Genomic DNA, 20,066 nt, shown 5'->3' with positions numbered 1-20,066 from the left:
GTCGGCGGCGCGATCAGGACGGGCCGGTCACCGCTCGTCGGCCGGGCGCTTGGGCAGCACCAGTGGCGTGCCGGTGCGCGGGTGCGGCAGGACCTCGATCTCGTGCCGGTACACCGTGCTGAGCGACTCCGGGACGAGCACCTCGGCCGGCGGCCCGTCGGCGACCAGCCGGCCCCCGGCGAGCAACGCGATCCGGTCCGCGTACGCGGCGGCGAGCCCCAGGTCGTGCAACACGACCACCACGGTGTCGCCGCTGCGGGCCCGGTCCCGGGCCAGCGTGAGGACCAGCTCCTGGTGGTGCAGGTCGAGCGCGGCGGTCGGCTCGTCGAGCAGGAGCATCGGGGTCCGCTGGGCGAGCACCCGGGCCAGCGCCACCCGCGCCTGCTCGCCCCCGGAGAGGGCCGAGAAGACCCGCCCCGGGAAGGACTCCACCCCGGTCAGCCGCATCGCCTCCGCGATCGCCTCGTCGTCCTGTGCCCCGTACGGCGTACCGGTCCACGGCGCGCGGCCCATCGCCACCACCTCGGCGACCGTGAACGGGAACGACAGGGTGGACCGCTGCGGCAGCATCGCCCGGCGGCGCGCCAGGTCGATCGGCGCCCAGCCGGAGAGCGGCACGCCGTCGAACTCGATCGTGCCGGCGCTGACCGGCAGGTCTCCGCAGACCGCGCCGAGCAGCGTGCTCTTGCCGGCGCCGTTCGGCCCGACCAGCGCGAGCAGTTCGCCCGCGCGGATGTCGATGTCCACGCCGCTGAGGACGTCGCGCGTCCCGCGCCGTACGTCCAGACCACGGACCCGCATGTGGACGCCGCCCCGGTCGGGCCGTACCGGGGGACGGAAGGACCCGCGCCGGCTCATCCCCAGCCTCCCGCCCTGGCCCGGGTGCGGCGCAGCAGCCAGAAGAAGCACGGTCCGCCGACCACGGCGGTCAGCACCCCGAGCGGCAGTTCCTGGTAGTCGACCAGGGTTCGGGCGGCGAGGTCCCCGGCCACCACGACGATCGCGCCGCCGAGCGCGCTGGCCGGCAGCAGGACCCGGTGCCCGGGGCCGGCGACCATCCGTACCAGGTGCGGCACCACCAGGCCGACGAAGGAGATCACGCCGGTGAAGGCGACGGCCGCCGCGCCGAGCAGGGCGGTGACGCCGATCATGCCCACCCGTAGCCGTTCCACGTCGACGCCGAGGTGCCGGGCCGGCCGGTCACCGAGGGCGAGCAGGTCCAGCCGGCGGGCGGTGGCGACGGCGATCGCGACGCCGACCGCCGCGCACGGCGCGGTCACCGCCACGCTCGCCCAGTTGGCCTGGGCCAGGCTGCCGAGCTGCCAGAAGGCGATCGCCCGGACGGCGTCCGCGTCACCGAAGAACATCAGCAGACCGATCAGCGCCCCGGCCACGGCGTTGACCGCGATGCCGGTCAGCACCAGCGTGACCACCTCGGTCCGTCCGTCGGTGCGGGACATCGCGTACACCAGCGCGGTGGCGGCGAGACCGCCGAGGAAGGCCGCCCCGGCGACGGTCCACCCGCCGAAAACGGAGAGCCCGGTGACGATGGCGGTGGCCGCCCCGACGGCCGCGCCGGAGGAGACGCCGATGACGCCCGGCTCGGCGAGCGGGTTGCCGAACACGCCCTGCATCAGCGCGCCCGCGCAGCCGAGCGAGGCCCCGACGATCACGGCGAGCACCACGCGGGGGAACCGGACCACCCAGAGCGCGTCCTCGCCGTGGGCGACGCCGGGCAGCGGTCCGACGTCGAGGCCGACGCGGTGCAGGATCGAGCCGAGCACCTCGGCCGGGGGCACCCGGACCTGCCCGGTGCCGGCGGCGACGAGACAGAGCAGGAGGAGCGTCACCCCGAGTCCGGCGAGCAGGGCCACCCGTCTCATCGGCACGTCCCGTGCACCGCCGTGGCCAGGGCCTGGATCGCCCGGCCGGTGCGGGCCCCGAAGGTGAGCAGCAGCCCGTCGTCCATGTCCACGATCCGCCGGTCCCGGCCGGCCGGCGTCTGCCCGATCCCCGGCAGGGCGAGCAGCCCGTCCACGCCCTTGACCGACGCCAGCCCCTCGGACATCACCAGGATCACGTCCGGGGCCGCGTTGATCAGCCCCTCGCTGGTCAGCGGCCGGAACTTGGTGAGTCCGATCTCGGTGCCGGCGTCGACCGCGCCGATGGCCCGGATCATCTCGTCCGATCCGGCGCCCCGGCCGCCCATCAGGTACACGCCGGCCGTCCCACGTACGTACAGGAAGGCGATCCGCAGCGGGTCGGCGTCCGTCGGGGCACTGCGCCGGGCGGCGGTGATCTCCGCGTCGACCCGGGCGACCAGGCGTTCGCCGGGCTCCGGCACGCCGAGGGCCGCCGCGATCGCCCGGATGTGCGCCGGTACGGCGGCGAGGGTCTGCTCGTCGTCGACCAGCACCACGGCGATGCCGGAGCGGCGGAGCTGCTTGAGGGCCTCCGGCGGGCCGATGCTCTCGTCGGCCAGCACGACGGTGGGGGCCAGCCGGAGGATCGCCTCGGTGGAGAGGTCGTGCCCGGTGGGCGTGACCACCGGCAGGTGCGCGGCGGCGGGGAAGGTGGTGGAGGTGTCCCGGCCGACCACCCGGTCACCGAGACCGAGGCTGAACACGATCTCGGCGATCGAGCCGTAGAGGTTCACCGGGAGGATCCGGCTGGCGTCGGTGACGGTGACCCTGGTCCCGTCGGCCGAGCCCACGGTGACCGGCAGGACGCTGCCGGGATCGGGGCCGACCGGGTCGACGTCGGTGTCGGTGACCACGGCGGTGGCGGGGCCGCAGCCGGCGGCCGGTGCGGCGGTCGGGGAGCCGCCCGGACCGCAGGCGGTCACCGAGCCGCCGAGCAGGACCAGGGCGCCGAGCAGGAGGGCCGGTCGTCTCACGCCCGCTCCCGGCGGCGGTTGCGGACGCGTACCGCCACGAGCGCGACGAGCAGGACGGCGAGACCGGCCGTCACGACCGTCCACCAGCGGCCGGTGCCGGTGCTGTCGGTGACCTGGCTGGCCGCCGGTTCCGTGCCGGCGGTGGGTGCGCCGGCCCCGCCGCCGTCGGCCGGTGCGGCGGAGCCGGCGGAGGCGGTCACCCCGGCGGGTCCGCCGGTCGGTTGGGCCGTGGCGGGCGCGCCCCCGGTGGGGCGGCTGCTGGCCGGGGCACCCGCGCCGGGGGCGGGGGCGGACGGCGGTGCGGCGGTGGTCCTGGTCGGGGTGACTGCGGCACCGGCGAAGGTCACCGGTACCCGGACGTCCTGGCTGCGGTCGGAACCCCGGGTGTGGTCGTTGCGGGTGGAGACCACGCAGCGGCGGACGGCGCAGTCCACGTCGCCGACCTTCGGCGAGACGCGGAGCTGGACCCGGAACGTGCCGCCCGACCCGTACGGCACGGCGAGCCCCTCGCCGTAGGAGGGCGGGTTCGAGGAGATCCAGTGCGACAGGCCCGAGGTGCCGCCCATGTCGACGCCCCCACCGCAGGGCGAGGGCGCCGCACCGCTGCCGTTGTCGACGCAGAACGCGACGTAGATGCCCTTGGTGCTGTCGTAGCCCGAACCGGAGACGGTCACGGTGGCGCCACCACGGGGCAGGTCGGCGGTGCGGCTGACGGTCAGTCGTTGGCCGTTCGGTCCACTGCCGACGGTGTCGGCGTGGGCCGGAGCGGCGGCGAACACACCCGCCGCGACCGCGGCGGTGCCGACCAGCGCCGTCACCAGGCGGGCAGTCATCGTGACCTCCTCGATTAGGTTAGGCTAACCTAAGAGGATCTTGTGGCTGACGCAAGAGGGTGATCGGTGGATTCTCGCAAAAGTTAGGTGAGGCTAACCTAAGTCGGCCCTCCCCTGAAAGAGAGGAACACCCGATGCCCGTACTCAGGACCGGCGGCACACTCCGCCGGTCGATTCCCTGGGCGGCGGCGGCCGTGCTCGGTGCCGCCGCGTCGCTGACCGTGGTCGGTGCCGCCGTGGCGGCACCCGTCGACGTCAGCGGGGGAAGCCTCGACTGGGGCTTCAAGAGTTCGTTCCGCAGCTACGTCTCGACCGGCAACGGCAATCCGCCGATCGCCGTCGAGGACGGGGCCACCCGCAACACCGACGGCACGTTCCGCTTCACCGCCACCGGCGGCTCGTACGACGCCGCGACCGGGGCGACCACCGTCCGGTACGGCGGGACTGTCGTCTTCTCGTACCCGGCGCACTTCTTCACCATCACGCTGGCCAACCCCACCGTGGCGGTGGACGCGGCCGGCGGCTCCCTGCGCGCCGACGTCGACCTGGAGGTCAGCGGCGGCGGCTTCGAGCCGGTCAGCCTGGACCAGGCGGAGATCGCCACCCTCGGCACCTCCGGTGTCGCCCCGGTGGTCTCCGGCGACACGGTGAACTGGAGCAACCTGACCACCACGATGACCGCCACCGGCGCGACCGCCTTCAACGGCTTCTTCGCCGCCGGCACGGTCCTCGACCCGCTGTCGTTCGGGTTCGGCACCGGTAGCGGCGGTGGACCGGCCGCCCCCTCGGTCACCGTGACCCCGTCGGCGGCGGTCGACCCGGCCGGCGCGACGTTGACCGTGACCGGCTCCGGCTTCGACGCCGACGCCAACAACGGTGTCGGCTTCTACGTCGCCTTCGGACCGAAGACCGCCGAGTTCTGGACGAACGCCCGCCCCTACAAGCCGGTCAAGTGGGTGCACAAGGCGGCGTCCTCCTCCGGCGGGCAGGCCAAACTGAACGCCGACGGCACCTTCAGCACCACGCTGGACGTGCTGCCGACGTACACCGACGGCAACGGGGACCCGGTCGACTGCACGGCGACCCAGTGCTACGTGCTGACCTTCGCCGCGCACGGCTCCACCGACCGGAGCCAGGACACCGCCACGCCGGTCACCTTCGCCGGCTCCGGTGGACCGGGCGGCGGCGCCGACCAGGAGATCACCACCCAGGTGCTCCAGACCGGCCCGCTGACCCTGACCTCGGCCGGCGCGTCGGTGGCGCTCTCCGCCGCCGCTCCCGGCGCGGTGGCCGGCGGCGCGCTCAACGCCGTCACCGTCAGCGACCTGCGGGGCAGCAACGCCGGCTGGAACGTGGTCGGTCAGGTGGAGGACTTCACCGGCACCCCCGGCGGGGTCATCGCCGCCGACAACCTCGGCTGGACGCCGAGCGCGTCGGTGGTCACCGACGGCCTGGTCGGCACGCCCGGGGTGGTCACCCCGGGCAGCCGCGCGGTGCCGGGCGCCGGCACCGGGCTGGGCGGCGCGCGCACGCTCTGCGGCGCGGCGGCCGGCGTCAGCGCGGGCACCTTCCAGTGCGGTGCGGCGCTGGACCTCGGCGTGCCGGCGTCCACCGCGCCCGGTGACTACACCGCCACCCTCACCCTGACCCTGTCCTGACGAGCGGAAGGGCACCTTGTTGTGCGACCGACGATGACGAGGTGCCCTCACCCGCACCTGACGACCGTGGTCGCGGCGTTCGCCGCGATCGTCACCGTGCTGGCCGGTGGACCGGCCGCCGCCGTCGCCGCCCCGTCGCGGGCGACGGCCCTCCGGCACGCCGCCCCGGCTCCCGCCACGCCAGATCTCCGGCTTGCCGCCCCCGCTCCCAGCGCCCCGGCTCCGGCCGCCCCGTCCGGTGCCGCCGACGGCTTCACCTGGGCGGTCCAGCCGTCCAACGCGTCCGGCCCCACCGGCCGCGCCTACTTCGTGTACGACGCCGCACCCGGCCGGCGGATCGAGGACCGGGTCGCGATCACCAACCTGAGCCGTACCCCGATGACCTTCGCGGTCTACGGGGCCGGCGCGTTCACCACCGGCGACGGTGGCTTCGCCCTGCAACCCGCCAGCCGGCCGGCGACCGACCTCGGCTCCTGGGTGACCCTCGCCGAACGGACCTACCGGATACCCGCCGGGAAACGCGTGATCGTGCCGTTCCAGGTGACCGTGCCGGCCAACGCCAGTCCCGGGGACCACGCCGGCGGCATCGTCGTCTCGGCCACCGGGGCGCGGGCCGACGCCGCCGGGCGGACCGTCACGGTCGACCGCCGGGTGGCCGCCCGGATCTACCTCCGGGTGGCCGGTGCGGTCCGTCCCGCGCTGGAGGTCGAGGCCCTCAAGATCGCGTACGACAACCCGGCCAACCCGTTCGGCACCGGTCCGGTCGTGGTCAGCTACCGGCTACGTAACACCGGTAACGTCCGGCTCACCGGCAGCGGGCAGGTGCACGTCGCCGCCCCGTTCGGCTGGCGGCTCGCCGGGACCGAGCCGGTCGCCGTGCCCGAACTGCTGCCCGGAGCCGCCTTCGTGGTGACCGAGCAGATCAACGGCATCGTCCCGACCGGCCGGCTGAGCGTCCGGGTCGCCGTGGACCCGGCCACCGTGGACGGTCCGCTGCCGACGCTGAGCCGTACCGCCTCGACCTGGGCGATGCCCTGGTTCTGGGTGGCGGTGCTGCTGGCCGGGGCGGCGTGGCTGATCGTCACGCGGGTACGCGGCACCCGCCGACGCGCCCGCGCAGCCGACGCCAGGACCGCGCCGGCCGAGCCCGGGCCCACGCCTGCCGCCACCGTTACCACGCCGGCCGGATGAGGCCGCTCCGAACAGTCGTCCTGGCCGCCGGAGCGCTCGTGGCCGTGGCGGCGACCCCGGCCGGGGCGCTGCCGACCCCGGTCGCGGCACCGCCACCCGTCCCGGTGGTTGCGTCGGCCCCCACCCCGGTGGTTGCGGCGTCTTCTGCCCCGGTGGCGCCGACGGTGACGCTCGACCGGGCCGAGGCACGACCGGGCGGCCGGGTGCTCGTCCGGCTCGCGGGCTGGCCGGCCGGCACCGTGGTGATCGAGGTGTGCGGCACCGGCCCGGCCGGGTGCGCGGTCGACTCGTCGGTGCAGACCCACCTCGCCGGCAGCGGCCTCGGCGGGGCCGCGTTGACCACCGCCGTACCGCCCGGCGGGTGTCCCTGCCAGGTGCGGGTGACCACGCTGGACCGCCGGCTCACCGCCGCCGCGCCGCTGGCCCTGACCGGCGACGCGGGCGCCCGACCCGCCCCGACGGCGGACCACCGGGCCACCCACCCGCCGCTGGTCACCGCCGTGACGGTCGAACGTGACCGGGGCTGGTGGAGCCGGCTCGGCGGGCCGGCCCGACACACCCTGGTGGTACGGCTGCGCAACGACGGCACCGCGCCCGCCTCCGTCACCATGTCGCTGACCGTCGGGCGGGGCGACGACCCGAGCGGCTTCGTCCCACCCCCGGCGGTGCCCGACCTGGCGGTGGGGGAGGAGCGGGCGGTACGCGTCCCGGTGTCCCTGCCGGCCCTGGCCTTCGGCACGTGGACGGTCGAGGGCCGGGTGGTCACCGCCGGGGTGGCCGCCCCGTTCCGGGCTTCCGTCGAGAGCCGGCCGTGGGGACCGACCGCGCTGCTCGGTGTCGCCGTCGTCGTCCTGCTGGCGGTGGAGTTGCTCCGGCGTCGTCCCCGGACCGGACCGGCCCGGCCGGCGGAGCGCCCCGGGGGAACAGGGCCGTCCGTCGGGTAGGCCACGGCACCGGGGGTGATTCGTTCGGCGGGAAGCCCAACCATCTCAGCGGCGATGGTCTATCTTTGCAGCGGTTGTCCGGCCCGGTCCTGCGGGCCACCGTCGCACGTGGGCGTCGCACGTGAGTGAGGAGGGACCGCGGCCGTGACGGGCAGTGACGTCGGCGCGCCGGCCTGGACCGCCGCCCCGGAACCGACCGAGCCGCCCCACCCGGAGACGGTCGCGCTGGTCGTCGCGGCACGCGCGGGTGACGCGGCGGCGCTCACCGAACTGGTCTCCGCGCACCTGCCGGTGCTCTACGGGGTCGTCGGCCGTGCGCTGAACGGGCACGCCGACGTCGACGACCTGGTCCAGGAGACCATGGTCCGGGCGATCCGGGCCCTGCCCGACCTGCGGGACCCGGACCGCTTCCGCTCCTGGCTGATCTCGATCGCGTACCGGCAGGTGCAGCAGCACCTCCGCGACCAGGCGCGGAGCCGGAGCCGCCGGCAGGAGACCGACGCGGACCTGCCGGACCCGGGCGGTGACCTCGCGGAACGGACGGTCGCGGAGCTGGTCCTCAGCGAACAGCGCCGGGAACTGGTCGACGCCGCCCGGTGGCTGGACGACGACGACCGGCGGCTGCTGGCCTGGTGGTGGCGGGAGGCGATCGGCGAGCTGAGCCGCGCCGAACTGGCCGACGCCCTGTCGATCAGCCCGAAGCACGCGGCGGTACGGCTGGGCCGGATGCGGACGCGACTCGACGACGCCCGGGTCGTCGTCCATGCGCTCGGGGTGACGCCCCGCTGCCCGGAACTGGATGCGTTGACCCGGGACTGGGACGGCACGACCGGCCCGTTGTGGCGGAAGCGGTTGGGCCGGCACGGCCGGGACTGCCCGAGGTGCGGGGCGTACCGGGCCGCGTTGCTGGCCCCGGAACGGCTGCTGCCCGGCGTGGCGACCTTCCCGGTCGCCGCCGGCCTCGTGGCGGGCGTACCGGCGGTCCCGGGGGCCGTGTCGCTCTGGGCCGTGATCCAGGGCTTCCTCAGCCACAAGATCGTGGTGGGGGCGACCGCCGCGGCGGTCGCGGCCGGCGGCATCGGGTACGTGGTGTTCCGGAACCCGGATCCGGGTGGACCCGTGTCGGCCGGCCCCCCGGCGGCCGTGCGGCCGTCCGTACCGGCCGGTGGCGGTGTGGCACCGCCCACCACCGCCCCGACCGTCGCACCCACGCCCGGGGCGACCGACATCCACGTCGCACCGGACGGCTCGGACTCCGGCACCGGCAGCGCGGGGAGCCCGTACGCCACGCTGGGCCACGCCGTCGCGGTGGTACGTCCGGGGCAGACGATCGTGCTGCGTGGCGGCACGCACCGGCTGACCGCACCCGTGGTCATCACCACCAGCGGCACCGCCGGGCAGCGCATCACCCTCAGCAGCCACCCGGGCGAGCGGGCGGTGATCGACGCGAGTCGGGTGCCCACCGGCGAGTGGGCGATCACCCAGCGGGCGAGTCACTGGACGGTGCGCGGGGTGGAGATCACCAACGCCCCCGGCCACGCGTACGTCTGCGTCTCCTGTCGCCAGACCGTGTTCTCCCGGCTGTCCGTGCACGACAACGGCGGGATCGGCCTGCTGCTGCGCGGCCCGGGGACGGTGGCCAACCAGGTGCTGGAGAGCGACTTCCACGGCAACCACGACACCACCGACGACGGCGGCACGGCGGACGGACTGGCCTTCAAGTACGGCTCGGGCACCGGCAACCTGGTGCGCGGCTGCCGGATGTACCACAACTCGGCCGACGGGCTGGACCTCAGCGAGTTCACCGACCCGGTGACGGTCGAGCGGTCCTGGGCGTTCGGCAACGGGGTCGACCGGTGGGACACCCCCGGCTTCGACGCGGGCGGCGGCAACGGCTTCAAGCTCGGCGGCGGGGACCCGGCCCCGAGGGTGCGGCACGTGGTCACCCGGAGCGCCGCCTGGGACAACGCCGGCTACGGGTTCACCGAGTCCGGGAACCACGGGACGCTGCGGGTCACCCGCAGCACCGCGTACCGCAACGGCAAGGCCGGGTTCGCGTTCGTCGGCTCGGCGGCGCTGCTGCGGCACAACCTGGCCCTGGCGAACGACGGAGAGACCTGGCTCGGGGACCGGGTCGACGACGAGGACAACTCGTGGAACCAGCCGGACTGGACCACCACGACCCTGCGCAGCGGGGACCCTGACCTGGCCGAGGGGCCACGACCGGCCGACGGGACGCTGCCGCAGAGCACGTTCCTGCTCAACCGCCGGGACCAGGGCATCGGTGCCGACATGCGGTGAGGCGTGGCGCGGTGTTGCCCGGTGAGGCGGTGGGACGCGGCGCGGTGTTGCCCGGTGAGGCAGTGCGGACTGCCCCGAAGACCGCCGGCCGTGCGTGTCGGCGTCGGTACCGGTGCGCCAGGGTGGGCGCGTCGACTGTCGCCGAGTGAGAAGAGCGGTCATGACCTGGCGAGAGACCTACTGGCACGACGCTGCCTCCGACCCCGCGTACTTCGCCGCCGTGGAGTTCGCCACCGTCCTCGACGGTGACTACGGCACGCGGATGTTCGGCAGGTGGATCGACGAGCGGTACCCGGACTCCCAGGAGTACATCCGGGCCGTGGAGTACCTCCTGGTCACCAATGCCTACGGCGACAACGTCGCGGAGACGTTGGAGACCTTCCACCGGCAGATCGCCCGGCCGTGGGAGGAGCGGGCGATGGTCACCGCGCTGGAGCGCACCGCCGTCCGGTTCGGCAACGTGCCCACCCAGGTGCGCGACGATGTCGACTTCACGGCCCTGGCCGACGCGCTGACGGCCGACCCGGAGACCTTCCGGCTGTGGCGGGAGGAACTCCAGGAGTCGTCGGTCTCGGTGCTGCGCGACGGCGGGTTGCTGGACGCCTTCCTCGACGACTGCGTGCACCTCGCCCACGAGGCGAAGACGTACCTGGCGGAGCTGGAGCAGGAGGAGCAGGGCAAGGGGAAGGAGCGGGTGGACGAGTCGAACGAGTCCTCGGAACACGAGGAGGACGGGGTCACCGTCGTCCACAAGCGGGGGGTGCAGTTCAGCGAGCCGGCCGAGGTCGCCGCGGAGCGCTATCCCTGGCTGTCCCACTCGTTCCGGCTCGGCGTCGCCTTCACCATCAACCCGGAGGCGAACGCGTTCCTGCCCGGGCAGATGAGCTGGGACGAGGCGCAGGCGCACCTGGGTAGCTGGGGGGTGGACCTGGGCGAGTTCGTCGAGCACATGGACGAGGCGGTGGCGGCCCGCCCGGTCAAGGCCTACCGGGACGAGCGGATCACGATCAACGTCATGGGCACGTCCGTGCACGTGGAGGTGACCATCGACTCGGCGCTGAACGCGCACAACACCGGGATCATCGCCACCCTCGACACCGACGGCGCGTACACCCACTACGTCCAGTACAAGGACCTGGTGATGTTCTACGTCGACGAGAACGACATGAACACCCCCATCTACAACGTGCTGAAGACCTTCGGCGACCTGTGGGTCGGCGGCGACGCGGAGAGCTACGTGGTGCGGCACGGCAAGGGCCGCAAGGCGCACTTCACCGTCACCCCGGTCCGGGCGAGCCACCAGGGCAGCCTGGTGGCCGTGGTCCGTCGGTGCTCGGACGGCATGACGGTGAAGGTGTTGGACTGACCCGGTCGCCGGGCCGGGTCACGCGGGACGAGGGCGCGGTCGGTGCTGCCCGGAGGGGCAGGGAGGACTGCACCAAGGTCTGTCCGGCCACCCGCTGCGCGGCACCGGCCGGACGGACTTTACTGCCCGGCATGGCCACATTCGCCTCCCGCCCGCTGCGGACCGCGTCGGCGCTGGCCGTCGTGGCGCTCCTGGTGGCCAGCGCCGCCCCGCCGGCCGGGTACGCCGCGCTGCTGGCGGCACCGGCCAGCGGCGGCGCGGAGTTCCGGATCAGCGTCGCCGACGCCCCCGTCCCACCGACCACCCCCGTCCCACCAAGCGGTGGGACGGACGGCACGACGATCGGGCTGACCCCGGGCGGCGCGGCGACGCTGACCCGTACGGTGACCACCACCACCGTGCCGCCCCGCCCGGACGTGGTGCTGCTCGCCGACACCACCGGCAGCATGGGCCTGGCCCTGGCGGACGTGAAGGCCAACGCCCGCCGGATCGTCGGGGACATCAGCGCCGTGCAGCCGGACGCCCGGTTCGCGGTCACCGAGTACCGGGACACCACCGACGGGTACGCCTTCCAGGTCAACCGGGACCTCACCGCCGACCCGGCCGCCGTGCAGGAGGCGGTGAACACGTGGACCGCCGCCGGGGGCGGCGACACCCCGGAGGCGAACCTCCACGCGCTGGCCCGCATCGCCACCGGCGCGGTCGGCTTCCGGGACGACAGCAGCCCGATCGTGGTGATCTTCGGGGACGCCCCGTCGCACGACCCGGTCCTCGGCCACGACCTCGCCGGGACGATCGCCGCGCTCACCGCGCGGGGCATCCGGGTGGTGGCGGTCGACGTCGTCACCTCCCCGTACCACAGCCTCGACCAGGACGGGCAGTTCACCGAGATCACCACCCGGACCGGCGGGGTGCTGCTCACCGCCGCCACGGCCGGCGACGTCTCCACCGCGATCCTCGCCGGCATCCGGGCCATCCAGGCCACCGTCGCCGCCCGGGTCTCCGACTGCGACCCGCAGGTGAGCGCCACGGTCGAGCCGGCGGAACGGACCGTCGACAGCGGCAGCGAGGTGGACTTCACCCTCGCCGTCCGGGTCGACCCGAAGGCCCGCAACGGCGAGTACGACTGCCGCGTCGAGTTCACCGTGGACGGCATCCTCCAGGAGGGACCGGACCGGCTGGTGGTGCAGGTCACCGGGGCCGCCCCGGACGTGCCCGTGCTGCACTCCGACACGACCCTGCTCGACCTCGGCGAGGCCTCCCTCGGCGTGCCCACGCCCACCCGTCGGGTGACCCTCAGCAACACCGGCGACTACCCGCTCAGCGTGGCCGCCACGCTCGCCGCGCCGGCCCCGTCCGGGACGGGCACGTTGCCGGACGCGTCCGCCGTGGCCCTGTCGCCGGTCGCGTCGACTCCCGGGTCGGACGTCTTCACCGTCACCGGGAACACCTGCGGCCAGGTCCTCGCCGTCGGCGCGTCCTGCACCCTGGACGTCGGCGGGACGCCCCGGGCGGTCGGGGTCGCCCAGGCGGTGCTCACCCTGGCCAGCTCGACCGACACCGGCGGGCAGGCGACGCAGGCGCTCACCGTCCAGGTCGCCGGCCGTAACCCGACGTTCCAGTTCAACCCGGGTGTGGGGCGGCCCGGCCAGGTGGTCACCGGCCTCGGGCGGGACTTCCCGCCGGGTCAGCCGGTGACGGTGACCTGGGCCGCCGGCACCGGCGCGGTGACCGTGGTCGCCGACGCGGCTGGCCGGTTCGCCGTACCGATGGTGGTCTTCGCCGACGCCCCGGCCGGCCCCCGGACGGCGGTCGCGTCGGTGCCGACGGTCGGCACGGTGACCAGCGGCGCGTTCCTGGTCCAGTCCCCGACGGCCCAGCCCGGCGTCTTCACCCGCCGCCGCTGACGACACCCCGGTCGCCGACCGCCTCCGGGCGCGGCGCGACGCCCACCCCGTCGATCATGAAGTTGTGGCGCACGATCTGCGGCTTCTGTAGGGGTTTGGTTAGTGCCCGAACTCCTTGATCGACGGGGGGAGTGGTGCGGGAGGGGCATCGGGGCGTGGTGTGTCGTGGAGGAGGACGGGGTGGTCGTCAGCGTAGGTAAGGGCCGACGGCCACTGCCGCGAACACGAGCGTCGGCAGCGCGGCGGCGGTGCCGAGCACGATCGCCGAGTTGATCCGGCTCTCCGCCAGGAGCTCCTGGAGCAGGGTCACACCAGTCAGCAGGGTGCCGACAAGCACCAGTGCGCCGGGGATCCCGAGTAACCCCATGTCCTCCTGCCGTGAGGGGCCATAGTTCACCCTCGTGCGAGGCTGCCGTTCGAGGAGGACGAAGTAGACGATGACCACCAGGACGTGCCAGCCGATCATGACCAGGTACGCGAAAACGCGGGTCGCGGCCGACCGGCTCCTGGGCATCGTCACCCGGTCCCGGCCGGCGGTGTCACGCTCGCTGGCGTCCTGCACGTGGCTCCTCCAGCGCGGGCGGAATCAGATCCTCTGTTTCCCGGGAAGTAGAGCACGGGGGCGGCCCACGTTCGGTCGGATCGACGACGGGTGGCACAGGAGCGCTGTCTGTTCCCAGTCGAACAGGTCGGTGACGGGCCCCAACACCACCGGGCCGGGTGCGGACCCGCGTGGCCGGGGACATACCGCCGCGGAGCGCGGGACCGAGCCGGAGGACTCTCGACAGGCCGGGCGAGACGCGGTCCGACCGAATGGCTGGTTCTCAGCCGACGAGGACCTGGCCGGTGGCGACGATGGTGCCGTTCGGCAGGGGCGTGGGGTCGTTGCAGGTGTTGACCTTGTCGCCGTGCCGGGCGGCCGGCTTGCCGTTGACCAGCACCGTTGGACTGCCGGCGAGGACGGTGCCCTGGTTGGTCGGCGGCACCTGGAACGGCCCGCCGGTGGGCACGTGCGGTGGCGCGTTCTGCGCCCCGCTGCCCACCACGGCGGCCGGCTTCCCCTCGATCAGCACGTCGGTGCTGCACCCGGTGGTGATCGTGCCGGCGAAGGGCATCGGGGTCGGGGTCGGCACCGGCCCGCCCGGGGACGGGACCATGATGATGTGCGTGTCGGTGCCGACCACCTTGTCACCGAGCTTCGCGGCGGGTACGCCCACGACTGGCGCTCCTTTCGTAGGCCGGTCGGCGGTTCAGATCAGGCCCTCGCGGATGGCGTGCGCGACCGCCTGGGTCCGGTTACGCACGCCGAGCTGGACGGTGATCTCGTGCACGATGTTCTTGATGCTGCGCTCCGAGTAGGACAGGTCCCGGGCGATCGTCGCGGTGTCCGCCCCGGCGGCGATCATGCGCAGCACGGCGAGCTGCCGTGGCGACAGGGGCAGGATGGTCAGGCCCCGGGGGGCCAGCACCTGCCGCTGCGCGCGTCCCACCCGGGTGAGCAGGGAGCTGAGCAGGTCGGTGGGGAGCCGTGCCTCGCCCCGGGCGGCGGCCCGCACCACCTCGCGCAGCAGCGGCGCGGTGCTCTCCGCGCGCCGGACCATGCTCAGCCCGCCCGCCTCGATGGCCTGGAGCCCGGCCGTGTCGTCGAGCTGCCCCACCACCAGCACCGGCCGGGGCGTCCCGCCGGGTGTGGCGGCCAGCGCGTCGAGCTGGGCCAGCAGCCACTCGTCCACGGTGTCCCCGACGATCACCAGCACGTCCGCCGTGGCGTCGTACCCGGTCACCACCACGGGGCGGACCCCGGCGGGGTCCCCGTCGCCGGGGTCGGCGCCGAGCTGGGCGACCACCCCGGCCTGGGAGATCGGGTCGCGGGCGCGGACCGCGGTGCGGACCGGGGTGACGTCGGCCTCCGGCCGGCCGTTCATCGGGCGGCGCCGGGGCTGGTGGACGGACTGGCGGCCGGCGCGACCGGCACGAGCTGACCGGCGAAGTACGCCGCCGGGGTGCACGGCGTGCTGCCCGGGTTGGTGCACTTCACGGCCACCGTGACCGGCTGGTCGGCGGAGAACTTCAACGGCTGCACGAAGTGGTAGTCCAGGTCACGGAAGTTGTTCAGACCGGTCTCCAGCAGCACGGTGTCACCCCGCCGCACCTGGAGCACACCCGCGTCGCCGTGCGGGTTCTGGAGGACGATGTCGGTTACCCAGAGCACCTTCTTCGCCGCCGGCCGGTACGTCGACAGGGCGAACTCGTTCGAGGTCGGGGAGGCGCTGGTGGCCACCCGGAAGTCGGCGGCGGTCTCCGGATCGGCGTTCTCCAGCGTCCCGCCCGGACCGCCCCGGCCGTCACCGGTGCCGTCCGTCGGGCTCGCCGGTGCGCTCGGCTTCGGTGAGGCGGCGCCCCCGGTCACCGCCTGCTCGGCCTTCTCGGCGGTCTGCGCCGCCTCACTGGCCTGCGTCTTGACCTCGGCGACCTCCTCGGTCAGCTCCTGGTTGAGCTGCTGGGTCTCCACCTGGGCGGCTTCCTTCGCGGTGGACTGCACGGTGGGCTTCAGCACCGCGAACCAGAGCGCGACCAGGGCCACCGTCACCGCGACGGCGACCAGCGCCACCCGGGGCGACCAGGCGGGCAGCAGCGCCCGTTGCACCAGCATTCCGTCGGAGGTGATCGGCTCGGTGTCGGGACGGGTGACGGCCACCTGGAACGGCAGGTTGCGGTCCGGGCCGAGCAGGAACCGCTTCTTCGGGCGTACCCGCAGCTTCACGAAGGTGGCGGTGCCCGGACGCAGCACGGGCGCGGCCGGCCGGACCCGGAAGTCCAGCAGCAGGTCCGGATCGGTGGGCAGCACCTCGACCGTGGTCTCGGTGTTGCCGGTGTTGTCGACGACCAGCTGGTGGGCGCCGGCCCGGCGGGCGTGGGAGGTCCGGGGCACCAGCTCGGCGGCGAGCTCCACGAAGGGCTGGACGGTGACCCGGCCCTCCTCGACCACCGAGCCGTCCGGGTCCTCCCGCCCCCGGACCCGTACCCCGAAGTCGACGTCGCCGGCCGGGACGGCGGCCGAGCGGGGCGGCCGGAAGGTGACCCGGGCCTCCTCCTCGGTGCCGGGCAGCAGGTTCATCGTCGGTGGCTCGACCTCGGCCCAGTCCCCGGCGTCGCCGACCACGTCCAGGGTGAACTGGTCGACGACGGAGGCGGTGTTGCGCACCCGCACGGTGCAGCTGACCTCACCGCCGGGCGCGACGGTCAGCTCGGTCTCGGCAAGTCCCACTGCGACGCTCATGCCGCGCAGTCTCGCCGGGCGGCGGGGGCCGGCAGTACCGCGATCGAGGAACACCAACGGGCAGCTCCCACTACCTCAACGGGCAGCCGCTCAGCCGGGTTCGCTGATCCGGCCCGGACGACGGGTGGCGCGGGAGGCGGCGGCGCTGCCGGACCGGCCGGCGCTGTTGACGCTCACCTCGCGCGGCGCGGGCGCCAGCTCGGTGACCGCCTCCGGTACGAACGGGACGAGCAGTTGCAGGTGCAGGCCGGTCCGGGCCGCCCCGCCCTGTGCCACCCACGCCGAGCCGGTGTCCCCTTCACGGCGGGGCGCACTGCGCACCACCACCGGCTGGTTCGCCCGCGCCAGGGACCCGGCGAGGAAGCGGGCGGGCAGGGCCGTGCACGACGCGCAGCCGACCAGCAGGTCGCCGAGGAGGCGGTGTTCCCGCTCGGTGTCCGGTCCCCAGGCGGTCAGCAGGTAGCTGAAGCGGTAGCGCCGTCCCGGCGGGCGGCGTGCGGTCACCTGGCCGGTGGCGTCCCGCAGGTCGTCCCAGCTGGCGGAGACCCCGCTGGAGTCCTCCTCGACGTCCAGCAGGAAGGCCGAGACCCGCTCGCCGTCCAGCTGCGCGCAGCGGTCCGGCGGGTCGAAGACCACGGGTACGCCCGCCGGCAGGTAGCTGCCCAGCCAGGCCCGGACCGACAGGTCGACATCCCAGATCACCCGGTCACCCTGCCGGTCGCCGGGGCGGGCCCGCGCCCGGCCGGCGGGCAGGCCGGTGGGGCGGATCCGGTGCCCTTCGGGGCAGTACTACCTGCCTCCGTGGCGGTCCGGCGGGCAACGGATCCGACCGCGCGCCGTTGGCATGCTCGCCGCAACACACCGTCGTACAGGAGGTTCGATGCCGACGTATCTGTCGCCGGGCGTCTACGTGGAGGAGGTGTCCTCCGGGTCGAGGCCGATCGAGGCGGTCGGGACCGCCGTCGCCGCGTTCGTCGGCTTCGCCGAGAAGGGGCCGGTCAACGAGCCCACCCTGGTCACCAACTGGTCGCAGTACACCCGTGTCTTCGGCGGGTTCGTGGCCGGCGCGTTCCTGCCCCTGTCGGTCTACGGGTACTTCCTCAACGGCGGCGGGTCCGCGTACGTCGTCCGGGTGGGGCCCGGCGGCGGTGACGCCGGGCCGGCGGGCGGCGACGGGGCGTACGCCACCGCGGCGGTTCCGGCCGGTGGGGACAACGGGAAGCTCTCCTTCACCGTCCGCGCCGCCCTGCCCGGTCCGGCCGGGCAGGACCTCTCGGTCGAGGTCACCGACGCCTCCGACGGGGGCGACGACACCTTCAAGCTGGTCGTGAAGCAGGCCGGCAAGCCGGTCGAGACGCTGGACAACCTGACCACCCGCCGGGGTTCCGGGAACGTGGTCACCGCGGTCAAGCAGCAGTCGAAGCTGATCCAGATCGAGGAGGTCAAGGGCGCGACGCTGGCCCCGCCCCGACGGGGCGCCGAGGTCGCCCTCGCCACCGCCGGGCTGCCGGCCACCACCGGCGTGGACGGCGACCTGCGGGTGCGCGCCGAGGACTACGTCGGGGACGTCAGTGACCGGACCGGCTTCGCCGGGCTGGAGGCGATCGAGGACGTCACCATGCTCAGCGTGCCCGACCTGGCCGCCGCCTACCAGCGGGGCGCGATCGACGACGAGGCGTTCAAGGCCGTCCAGCTCGCGATGATCGCGCACTGCGAGCTGATGGGCGACCGGGTGGCCATCCTCGACCCGCCGCCCGGGCTGCACCCGCAGCGGCTCAAGGAGTGGCGGCAGGACGTCGCCGGCTACGACTCGAAGTACGCCACCCTCTACTGGCCCTGGGTCAAGGTGATGGACCCGGCGCAGGGGCGGGCGGTGTTCATGCCGCCGAGCGGCCACGTCGCCGGGGTGTGGGCCCGCAACGACGACACCCGGGGCGTGCACAAGGCTCCGGCCAACGAGATCATCCGGGGTGCGCTGGCCCTGGAGAGCGGTCTGACGAAGGGCGAACACGACCAGCTCAACCCGATCGGGGTGAACTGCATCCGGGCGTTCCCCGGCCAGGGCATCCGGATCTGGGGAGCCCGGACGCTCTCCAGCGACGCCGAGTGGCGCTACCTCAACGTCCGGCGGCTGTTCAACTGGATCGAGAAGTCCATCCTGCTCGGCACCAACTGGGTGGTCTTCGAGCCCAACGACCCCCGGCTCTGGGACGCGGTGCGCCGGGTCATCACGATGTTCCTCCGTCGGGTGTGGCGCAGCGGCGCCCTGATGGGCGACACCTGGTCCGAGGCGTTCTTCGTCAAGTGCGACGCGGAGAACAACCCGCCGGAGAACCTCGACGCCGGGATCCTCACCGTCGACATCGGCATCGCACCGGTCAAGCCGGCCGAGTTCGTGGTGTTCCGCCTCTCCCAGCTCTCGCACGGCGCGGGCGACGACTGATCCGCCCTCCGACGTAACCAGGAAGGACGACCATGGCAGGTCAGGGTACCCAGGACCCCCGCCAGAACACCGAGATCATCAGCGCCGCCGTCTTCCGGCTGGAGGTGCCGGGCATGACGGCGATCAACTTCGCCGAGCTGGTCGGCATCAGCAGCGAGGTGGAGAACGCGGAGTACATGGCCGCCGGTCCCACCGGACCGATCTTCTCCCGGCACTTCGGGCGGACCAAGCCGCCGACGGTCACCCTCAAGCGGGGACTCGACCTCAACGGCGACCTCTGGCTCTGGCACCAGAAGGTGCGCAACCTGATGTACGACGCGTACCGGGACTGCGCGCTGAAGCTCTACGGCCCCGGTGACGACCTCAACGGCGACGCCCGGCTGACGTACATCATGACCAACGCCTGGCCGGCGAAGGTGGAGGTCAGCGGCGTCAAGGCCGGCTCCACCGACATCGTCTACCAGACGGTCACGCTGATGTGCGACGACCTGTTCGACTTCAATGCGCGGATCTGACCTCGCCGAGCCCGCCGTCGGACCGGCGGCGGGCCTGCGCACCGAGTACCCGTTCGTGCTGCCCCGTGGCCTGGTCGACGACCGGGGCGGGGTGCACCGGGAGGGCGTGATGCGGCTGGCCACCGCCCGCGACGAGATCAACCCCCAGGGCGATCCCCGGGTACGGCAGAACCCGGCGTTCCTCACCGTGCTGCTGCTGGCCCAGACGGTGACCCGGATCGGCGCGGTACGGGCGGTGGACACCACGGTCGTCGAACGGCTCTTCGCCTCCGACCTGGCCTTCCTTCAGGACCTGTACCGGCGGATCAACCAGCAGGGCCACACCGAGGCCGAGGTCGCCTGCCCGCACTGCGGGGGCGAGTTCGCGGTGGACGTGGCGGGGGCCGCGCCGGGGGGATCCTGACGTACGCGACAGATCAGCTCTGGGAGGAAGTCGCGTACGTCGCCCACCACCTCCACTGGTCCCTCGACAGCATCCTCGACCTCGAACATCCCGACCGGGTGCGGTTGCTCGCCGAGATCCGCAAGTTCGACCGTCCCGCCGTACCACGACACCCGTTCCCGACCTGACCGAGGAGGTGCGTCATGGCCTGGCCGTTCCGGCTCCGCCGACCGTTCCGGTCACGCCACGACGTGCCGGCCGGATCGCCCGCCGCTGGGCCGCCCGACGATGCATCGCCCGCTGCCGGATCGGCCGTCGTTGGCCCGGCCGGGCCGGGGGAGGAGGCCGGG

Annotated in this window: 19 protein-coding genes; 10 read left to right on the top strand and 9 right to left on the bottom strand. The window is 74.0% G+C overall.

Annotated features, from left to right (window positions below; genetic code table 11):
- Positions 1-27: 27 nt before the first annotated feature.
- Genes QSK20_RS08020 through QSK20_RS08005 form a run of 4 tightly spaced genes read right to left on the bottom strand, consistent with a single transcriptional unit; the run spans position 28 to position 3,729 of the window.
- Positions 28-858, bottom strand: coding sequence for a heme ABC transporter ATP-binding protein (locus QSK20_RS08020; protein ID WP_285787936.1), 831 nt, complete (start codon positions 856-858; stop codon positions 28-30).
- Positions 855-1,883, bottom strand: coding sequence for a FecCD family ABC transporter permease (locus QSK20_RS08015; RefSeq protein WP_285787935.1), 1,029 nt, complete (start codon positions 1,881-1,883; stop codon positions 855-857). Before QSK20_RS08015 ends, QSK20_RS08020 begins: the two co-directional genes overlap by 4 nt.
- Positions 1,880-2,896, bottom strand: coding sequence for a heme/hemin ABC transporter substrate-binding protein (locus QSK20_RS08010; protein WP_285787934.1), 1,017 nt, complete (start codon positions 2,894-2,896; stop codon positions 1,880-1,882). Before QSK20_RS08010 ends, QSK20_RS08015 begins: the two co-directional genes overlap by 4 nt.
- On the bottom strand, positions 2,893-3,729 hold the full coding sequence (locus tag QSK20_RS08005; RefSeq protein ID WP_285787933.1) for a neocarzinostatin apoprotein domain-containing protein: 837 nt from the start codon (positions 3,727-3,729) through the stop codon (positions 2,893-2,895). Before QSK20_RS08005 ends, QSK20_RS08010 begins: the two co-directional genes overlap by 4 nt.
- A 134-nt stretch (positions 3,730-3,863) precedes the next feature.
- Between QSK20_RS08005 and QSK20_RS08000 the strand changes: the two genes are divergently transcribed.
- From QSK20_RS08000 to QSK20_RS07975, 6 genes are all read left to right on the top strand, one after another.
- Positions 3,864-5,387, top strand: coding sequence for an HtaA domain-containing protein (locus QSK20_RS08000; RefSeq protein WP_285787932.1), 1,524 nt, complete (start codon positions 3,864-3,866; stop codon positions 5,385-5,387).
- Between the two features lie 33 nt (positions 5,388-5,420).
- Positions 5,421-6,578: a WxL protein peptidoglycan domain-containing protein gene (locus tag QSK20_RS07995; RefSeq protein WP_285787931.1), complete on the top strand. Its 1,158-nt coding sequence runs from the start codon at positions 5,421-5,423 to the stop codon at positions 6,576-6,578.
- The gene (locus QSK20_RS07990; protein WP_285787930.1) at positions 6,575-7,522 is read left to right on the top strand and encodes a hypothetical protein; all 948 of its coding nucleotides are present in this window, start codon (positions 6,575-6,577) and stop codon (positions 7,520-7,522) included. Before QSK20_RS07995 ends, QSK20_RS07990 begins: the two co-directional genes overlap by 4 nt.
- A 144-nt stretch (positions 7,523-7,666) precedes the next feature.
- Positions 7,667-9,823, top strand: coding sequence for a sigma-70 family RNA polymerase sigma factor (locus QSK20_RS07985; protein WP_285787929.1), 2,157 nt, complete (start codon positions 7,667-7,669; stop codon positions 9,821-9,823).
- A 160-nt stretch (positions 9,824-9,983) separates the two neighbouring features.
- Complete coding sequence (locus QSK20_RS07980; RefSeq protein ID WP_285787928.1) at positions 9,984-11,189, top strand: hypothetical protein; 1,206 nt, start codon at positions 9,984-9,986, stop codon at positions 11,187-11,189.
- 131 nt (positions 11,190-11,320) lie between these two features.
- Positions 11,321-13,096: a vWA domain-containing protein gene (locus QSK20_RS07975; RefSeq protein WP_285787927.1), complete on the top strand. Its 1,776-nt coding sequence runs from the start codon at positions 11,321-11,323 to the stop codon at positions 13,094-13,096.
- 187 nt (positions 13,097-13,283) lie between these two features.
- Here the strand turns inward: QSK20_RS07975 and QSK20_RS07970 are convergent, their stop codons facing one another.
- From QSK20_RS07970 to QSK20_RS07950, 5 genes are all read right to left on the bottom strand, one after another.
- Positions 13,284-13,658: a hypothetical protein gene (locus QSK20_RS07970; protein WP_285787926.1), complete on the bottom strand. Its 375-nt coding sequence runs from the start codon at positions 13,656-13,658 to the stop codon at positions 13,284-13,286.
- Between the two features lie 262 nt (positions 13,659-13,920).
- Positions 13,921-14,313: a PAAR domain-containing protein gene (locus tag QSK20_RS07965; protein ID WP_285787925.1), complete on the bottom strand. Its 393-nt coding sequence runs from the start codon at positions 14,311-14,313 to the stop codon at positions 13,921-13,923.
- 33 nt (positions 14,314-14,346) lie between these two features.
- Entirely contained in the window at positions 14,347-15,021 is a 675-nt protein-coding gene (locus tag QSK20_RS07960; RefSeq protein ID WP_285787924.1) for a helix-turn-helix transcriptional regulator, read from the bottom strand.
- Positions 15,018-16,376 carry a COG1470 family protein gene (locus QSK20_RS07955; RefSeq protein ID WP_285787923.1) on the bottom strand — a complete coding sequence of 453 codons (1,359 nt, stop codon included), beginning with the start codon at positions 16,374-16,376 and terminating at the stop codon, positions 15,018-15,020. Before QSK20_RS07955 ends, QSK20_RS07960 begins: the two co-directional genes overlap by 4 nt.
- A 90-nt stretch (positions 16,377-16,466) precedes the next feature.
- Complete coding sequence (locus QSK20_RS07950) at positions 16,467-17,078, bottom strand: Pvc16 family protein (RefSeq protein WP_285787922.1); 612 nt, start codon at positions 17,076-17,078, stop codon at positions 16,467-16,469.
- Between the two features lie 178 nt (positions 17,079-17,256).
- Between QSK20_RS07950 and QSK20_RS07945 the strand changes: the two genes are divergently transcribed.
- From QSK20_RS07945 to QSK20_RS32095, 4 genes are read left to right on the top strand one after another with little or no spacing between them, the layout of a single operon-like run.
- Positions 17,257-18,819 carry a phage tail sheath family protein gene (locus QSK20_RS07945; RefSeq protein WP_285787921.1) on the top strand — a complete coding sequence of 521 codons (1,563 nt, stop codon included), beginning with the start codon at positions 17,257-17,259 and terminating at the stop codon, positions 18,817-18,819.
- 32 nt (positions 18,820-18,851) lie between these two features.
- The gene (locus QSK20_RS07940; protein ID WP_088980495.1) at positions 18,852-19,334 is read left to right on the top strand and encodes a phage tail protein; all 483 of its coding nucleotides are present in this window, start codon (positions 18,852-18,854) and stop codon (positions 19,332-19,334) included.
- The gene (locus QSK20_RS07935) at positions 19,321-19,737 is read left to right on the top strand and encodes a hypothetical protein (RefSeq protein ID WP_285787920.1); all 417 of its coding nucleotides are present in this window, start codon (positions 19,321-19,323) and stop codon (positions 19,735-19,737) included. The genes QSK20_RS07940 and QSK20_RS07935 overlap by 14 nt, the downstream gene beginning before the upstream one ends.
- Positions 19,674-19,904, top strand: coding sequence for a DUF6760 family protein (locus tag QSK20_RS32095; RefSeq protein ID WP_352232284.1), 231 nt, complete (start codon positions 19,674-19,676; stop codon positions 19,902-19,904). The genes QSK20_RS07935 and QSK20_RS32095 overlap by 64 nt, the downstream gene beginning before the upstream one ends.
- The last annotated feature ends 162 nt before the right edge of the window (positions 19,905-20,066 follow it).

This window comes from Micromonospora sp. NBRC 101691, assembly GCF_030269285.1.
GTDB lineage: Bacteria > Actinomycetota > Actinomycetes > Mycobacteriales > Micromonosporaceae > Micromonospora > Micromonospora echinospora.
The sequence above is the reverse complement of the archived record's forward strand: the minus strand, read 5'-3'. Positions and strand labels throughout refer to the sequence as shown.

Bases quoted from the DNA above. Each gene is read 5' to 3' on its own strand.
- QSK20_RS08020 (WP_285787936.1), bottom strand. From the start codon at position 858: ATGAGCCGGCGCGGGTCCTTCCGTCCCCCGGTACGGCCCGACCGGGGC.
- QSK20_RS08015 (WP_285787935.1), bottom strand. From the start codon at position 1,883: ATGAGACGGGTGGCCCTGCTCGCCGGACTCGGGGTGACGCTCCTCCTG.
- QSK20_RS08005 (WP_285787933.1), bottom strand. From the start codon at position 3,729: ATGACTGCCCGCCTGGTGACGGCGCTGGTCGGCACCGCCGCGGTCGCG.
- QSK20_RS08000 (WP_285787932.1), top strand. From the start codon at position 3,864: ATGCCCGTACTCAGGACCGGCGGCACACTCCGCCGGTCGATTCCCTGG.
- QSK20_RS07995 (WP_285787931.1), top strand. From the start codon at position 5,421: ATGACGAGGTGCCCTCACCCGCACCTGACGACCGTGGTCGCGGCGTTC.
- QSK20_RS07990 (WP_285787930.1), top strand. From the start codon at position 6,575: ATGAGGCCGCTCCGAACAGTCGTCCTGGCCGCCGGAGCGCTCGTGGCC.
- QSK20_RS07980 (WP_285787928.1), top strand. From the start codon at position 9,984: ATGACCTGGCGAGAGACCTACTGGCACGACGCTGCCTCCGACCCCGCG.
- QSK20_RS07975 (WP_285787927.1), top strand. From the start codon at position 11,321: ATGGCCACATTCGCCTCCCGCCCGCTGCGGACCGCGTCGGCGCTGGCC.
- QSK20_RS07960 (WP_285787924.1), bottom strand. From the start codon at position 15,021: ATGAACGGCCGGCCGGAGGCCGACGTCACCCCGGTCCGCACCGCGGTC.
- QSK20_RS07955 (WP_285787923.1), bottom strand. From the start codon at position 16,376: ATGAGCGTCGCAGTGGGACTTGCCGAGACCGAGCTGACCGTCGCGCCC.
- QSK20_RS07945 (WP_285787921.1), top strand. From the start codon at position 17,257: ATGCCGACGTATCTGTCGCCGGGCGTCTACGTGGAGGAGGTGTCCTCC.
- QSK20_RS07940 (WP_088980495.1), top strand. From the start codon at position 18,852: ATGGCAGGTCAGGGTACCCAGGACCCCCGCCAGAACACCGAGATCATC.
- QSK20_RS07935 (WP_285787920.1), top strand. From the start codon at position 19,321: ATGCGCGGATCTGACCTCGCCGAGCCCGCCGTCGGACCGGCGGCGGGC.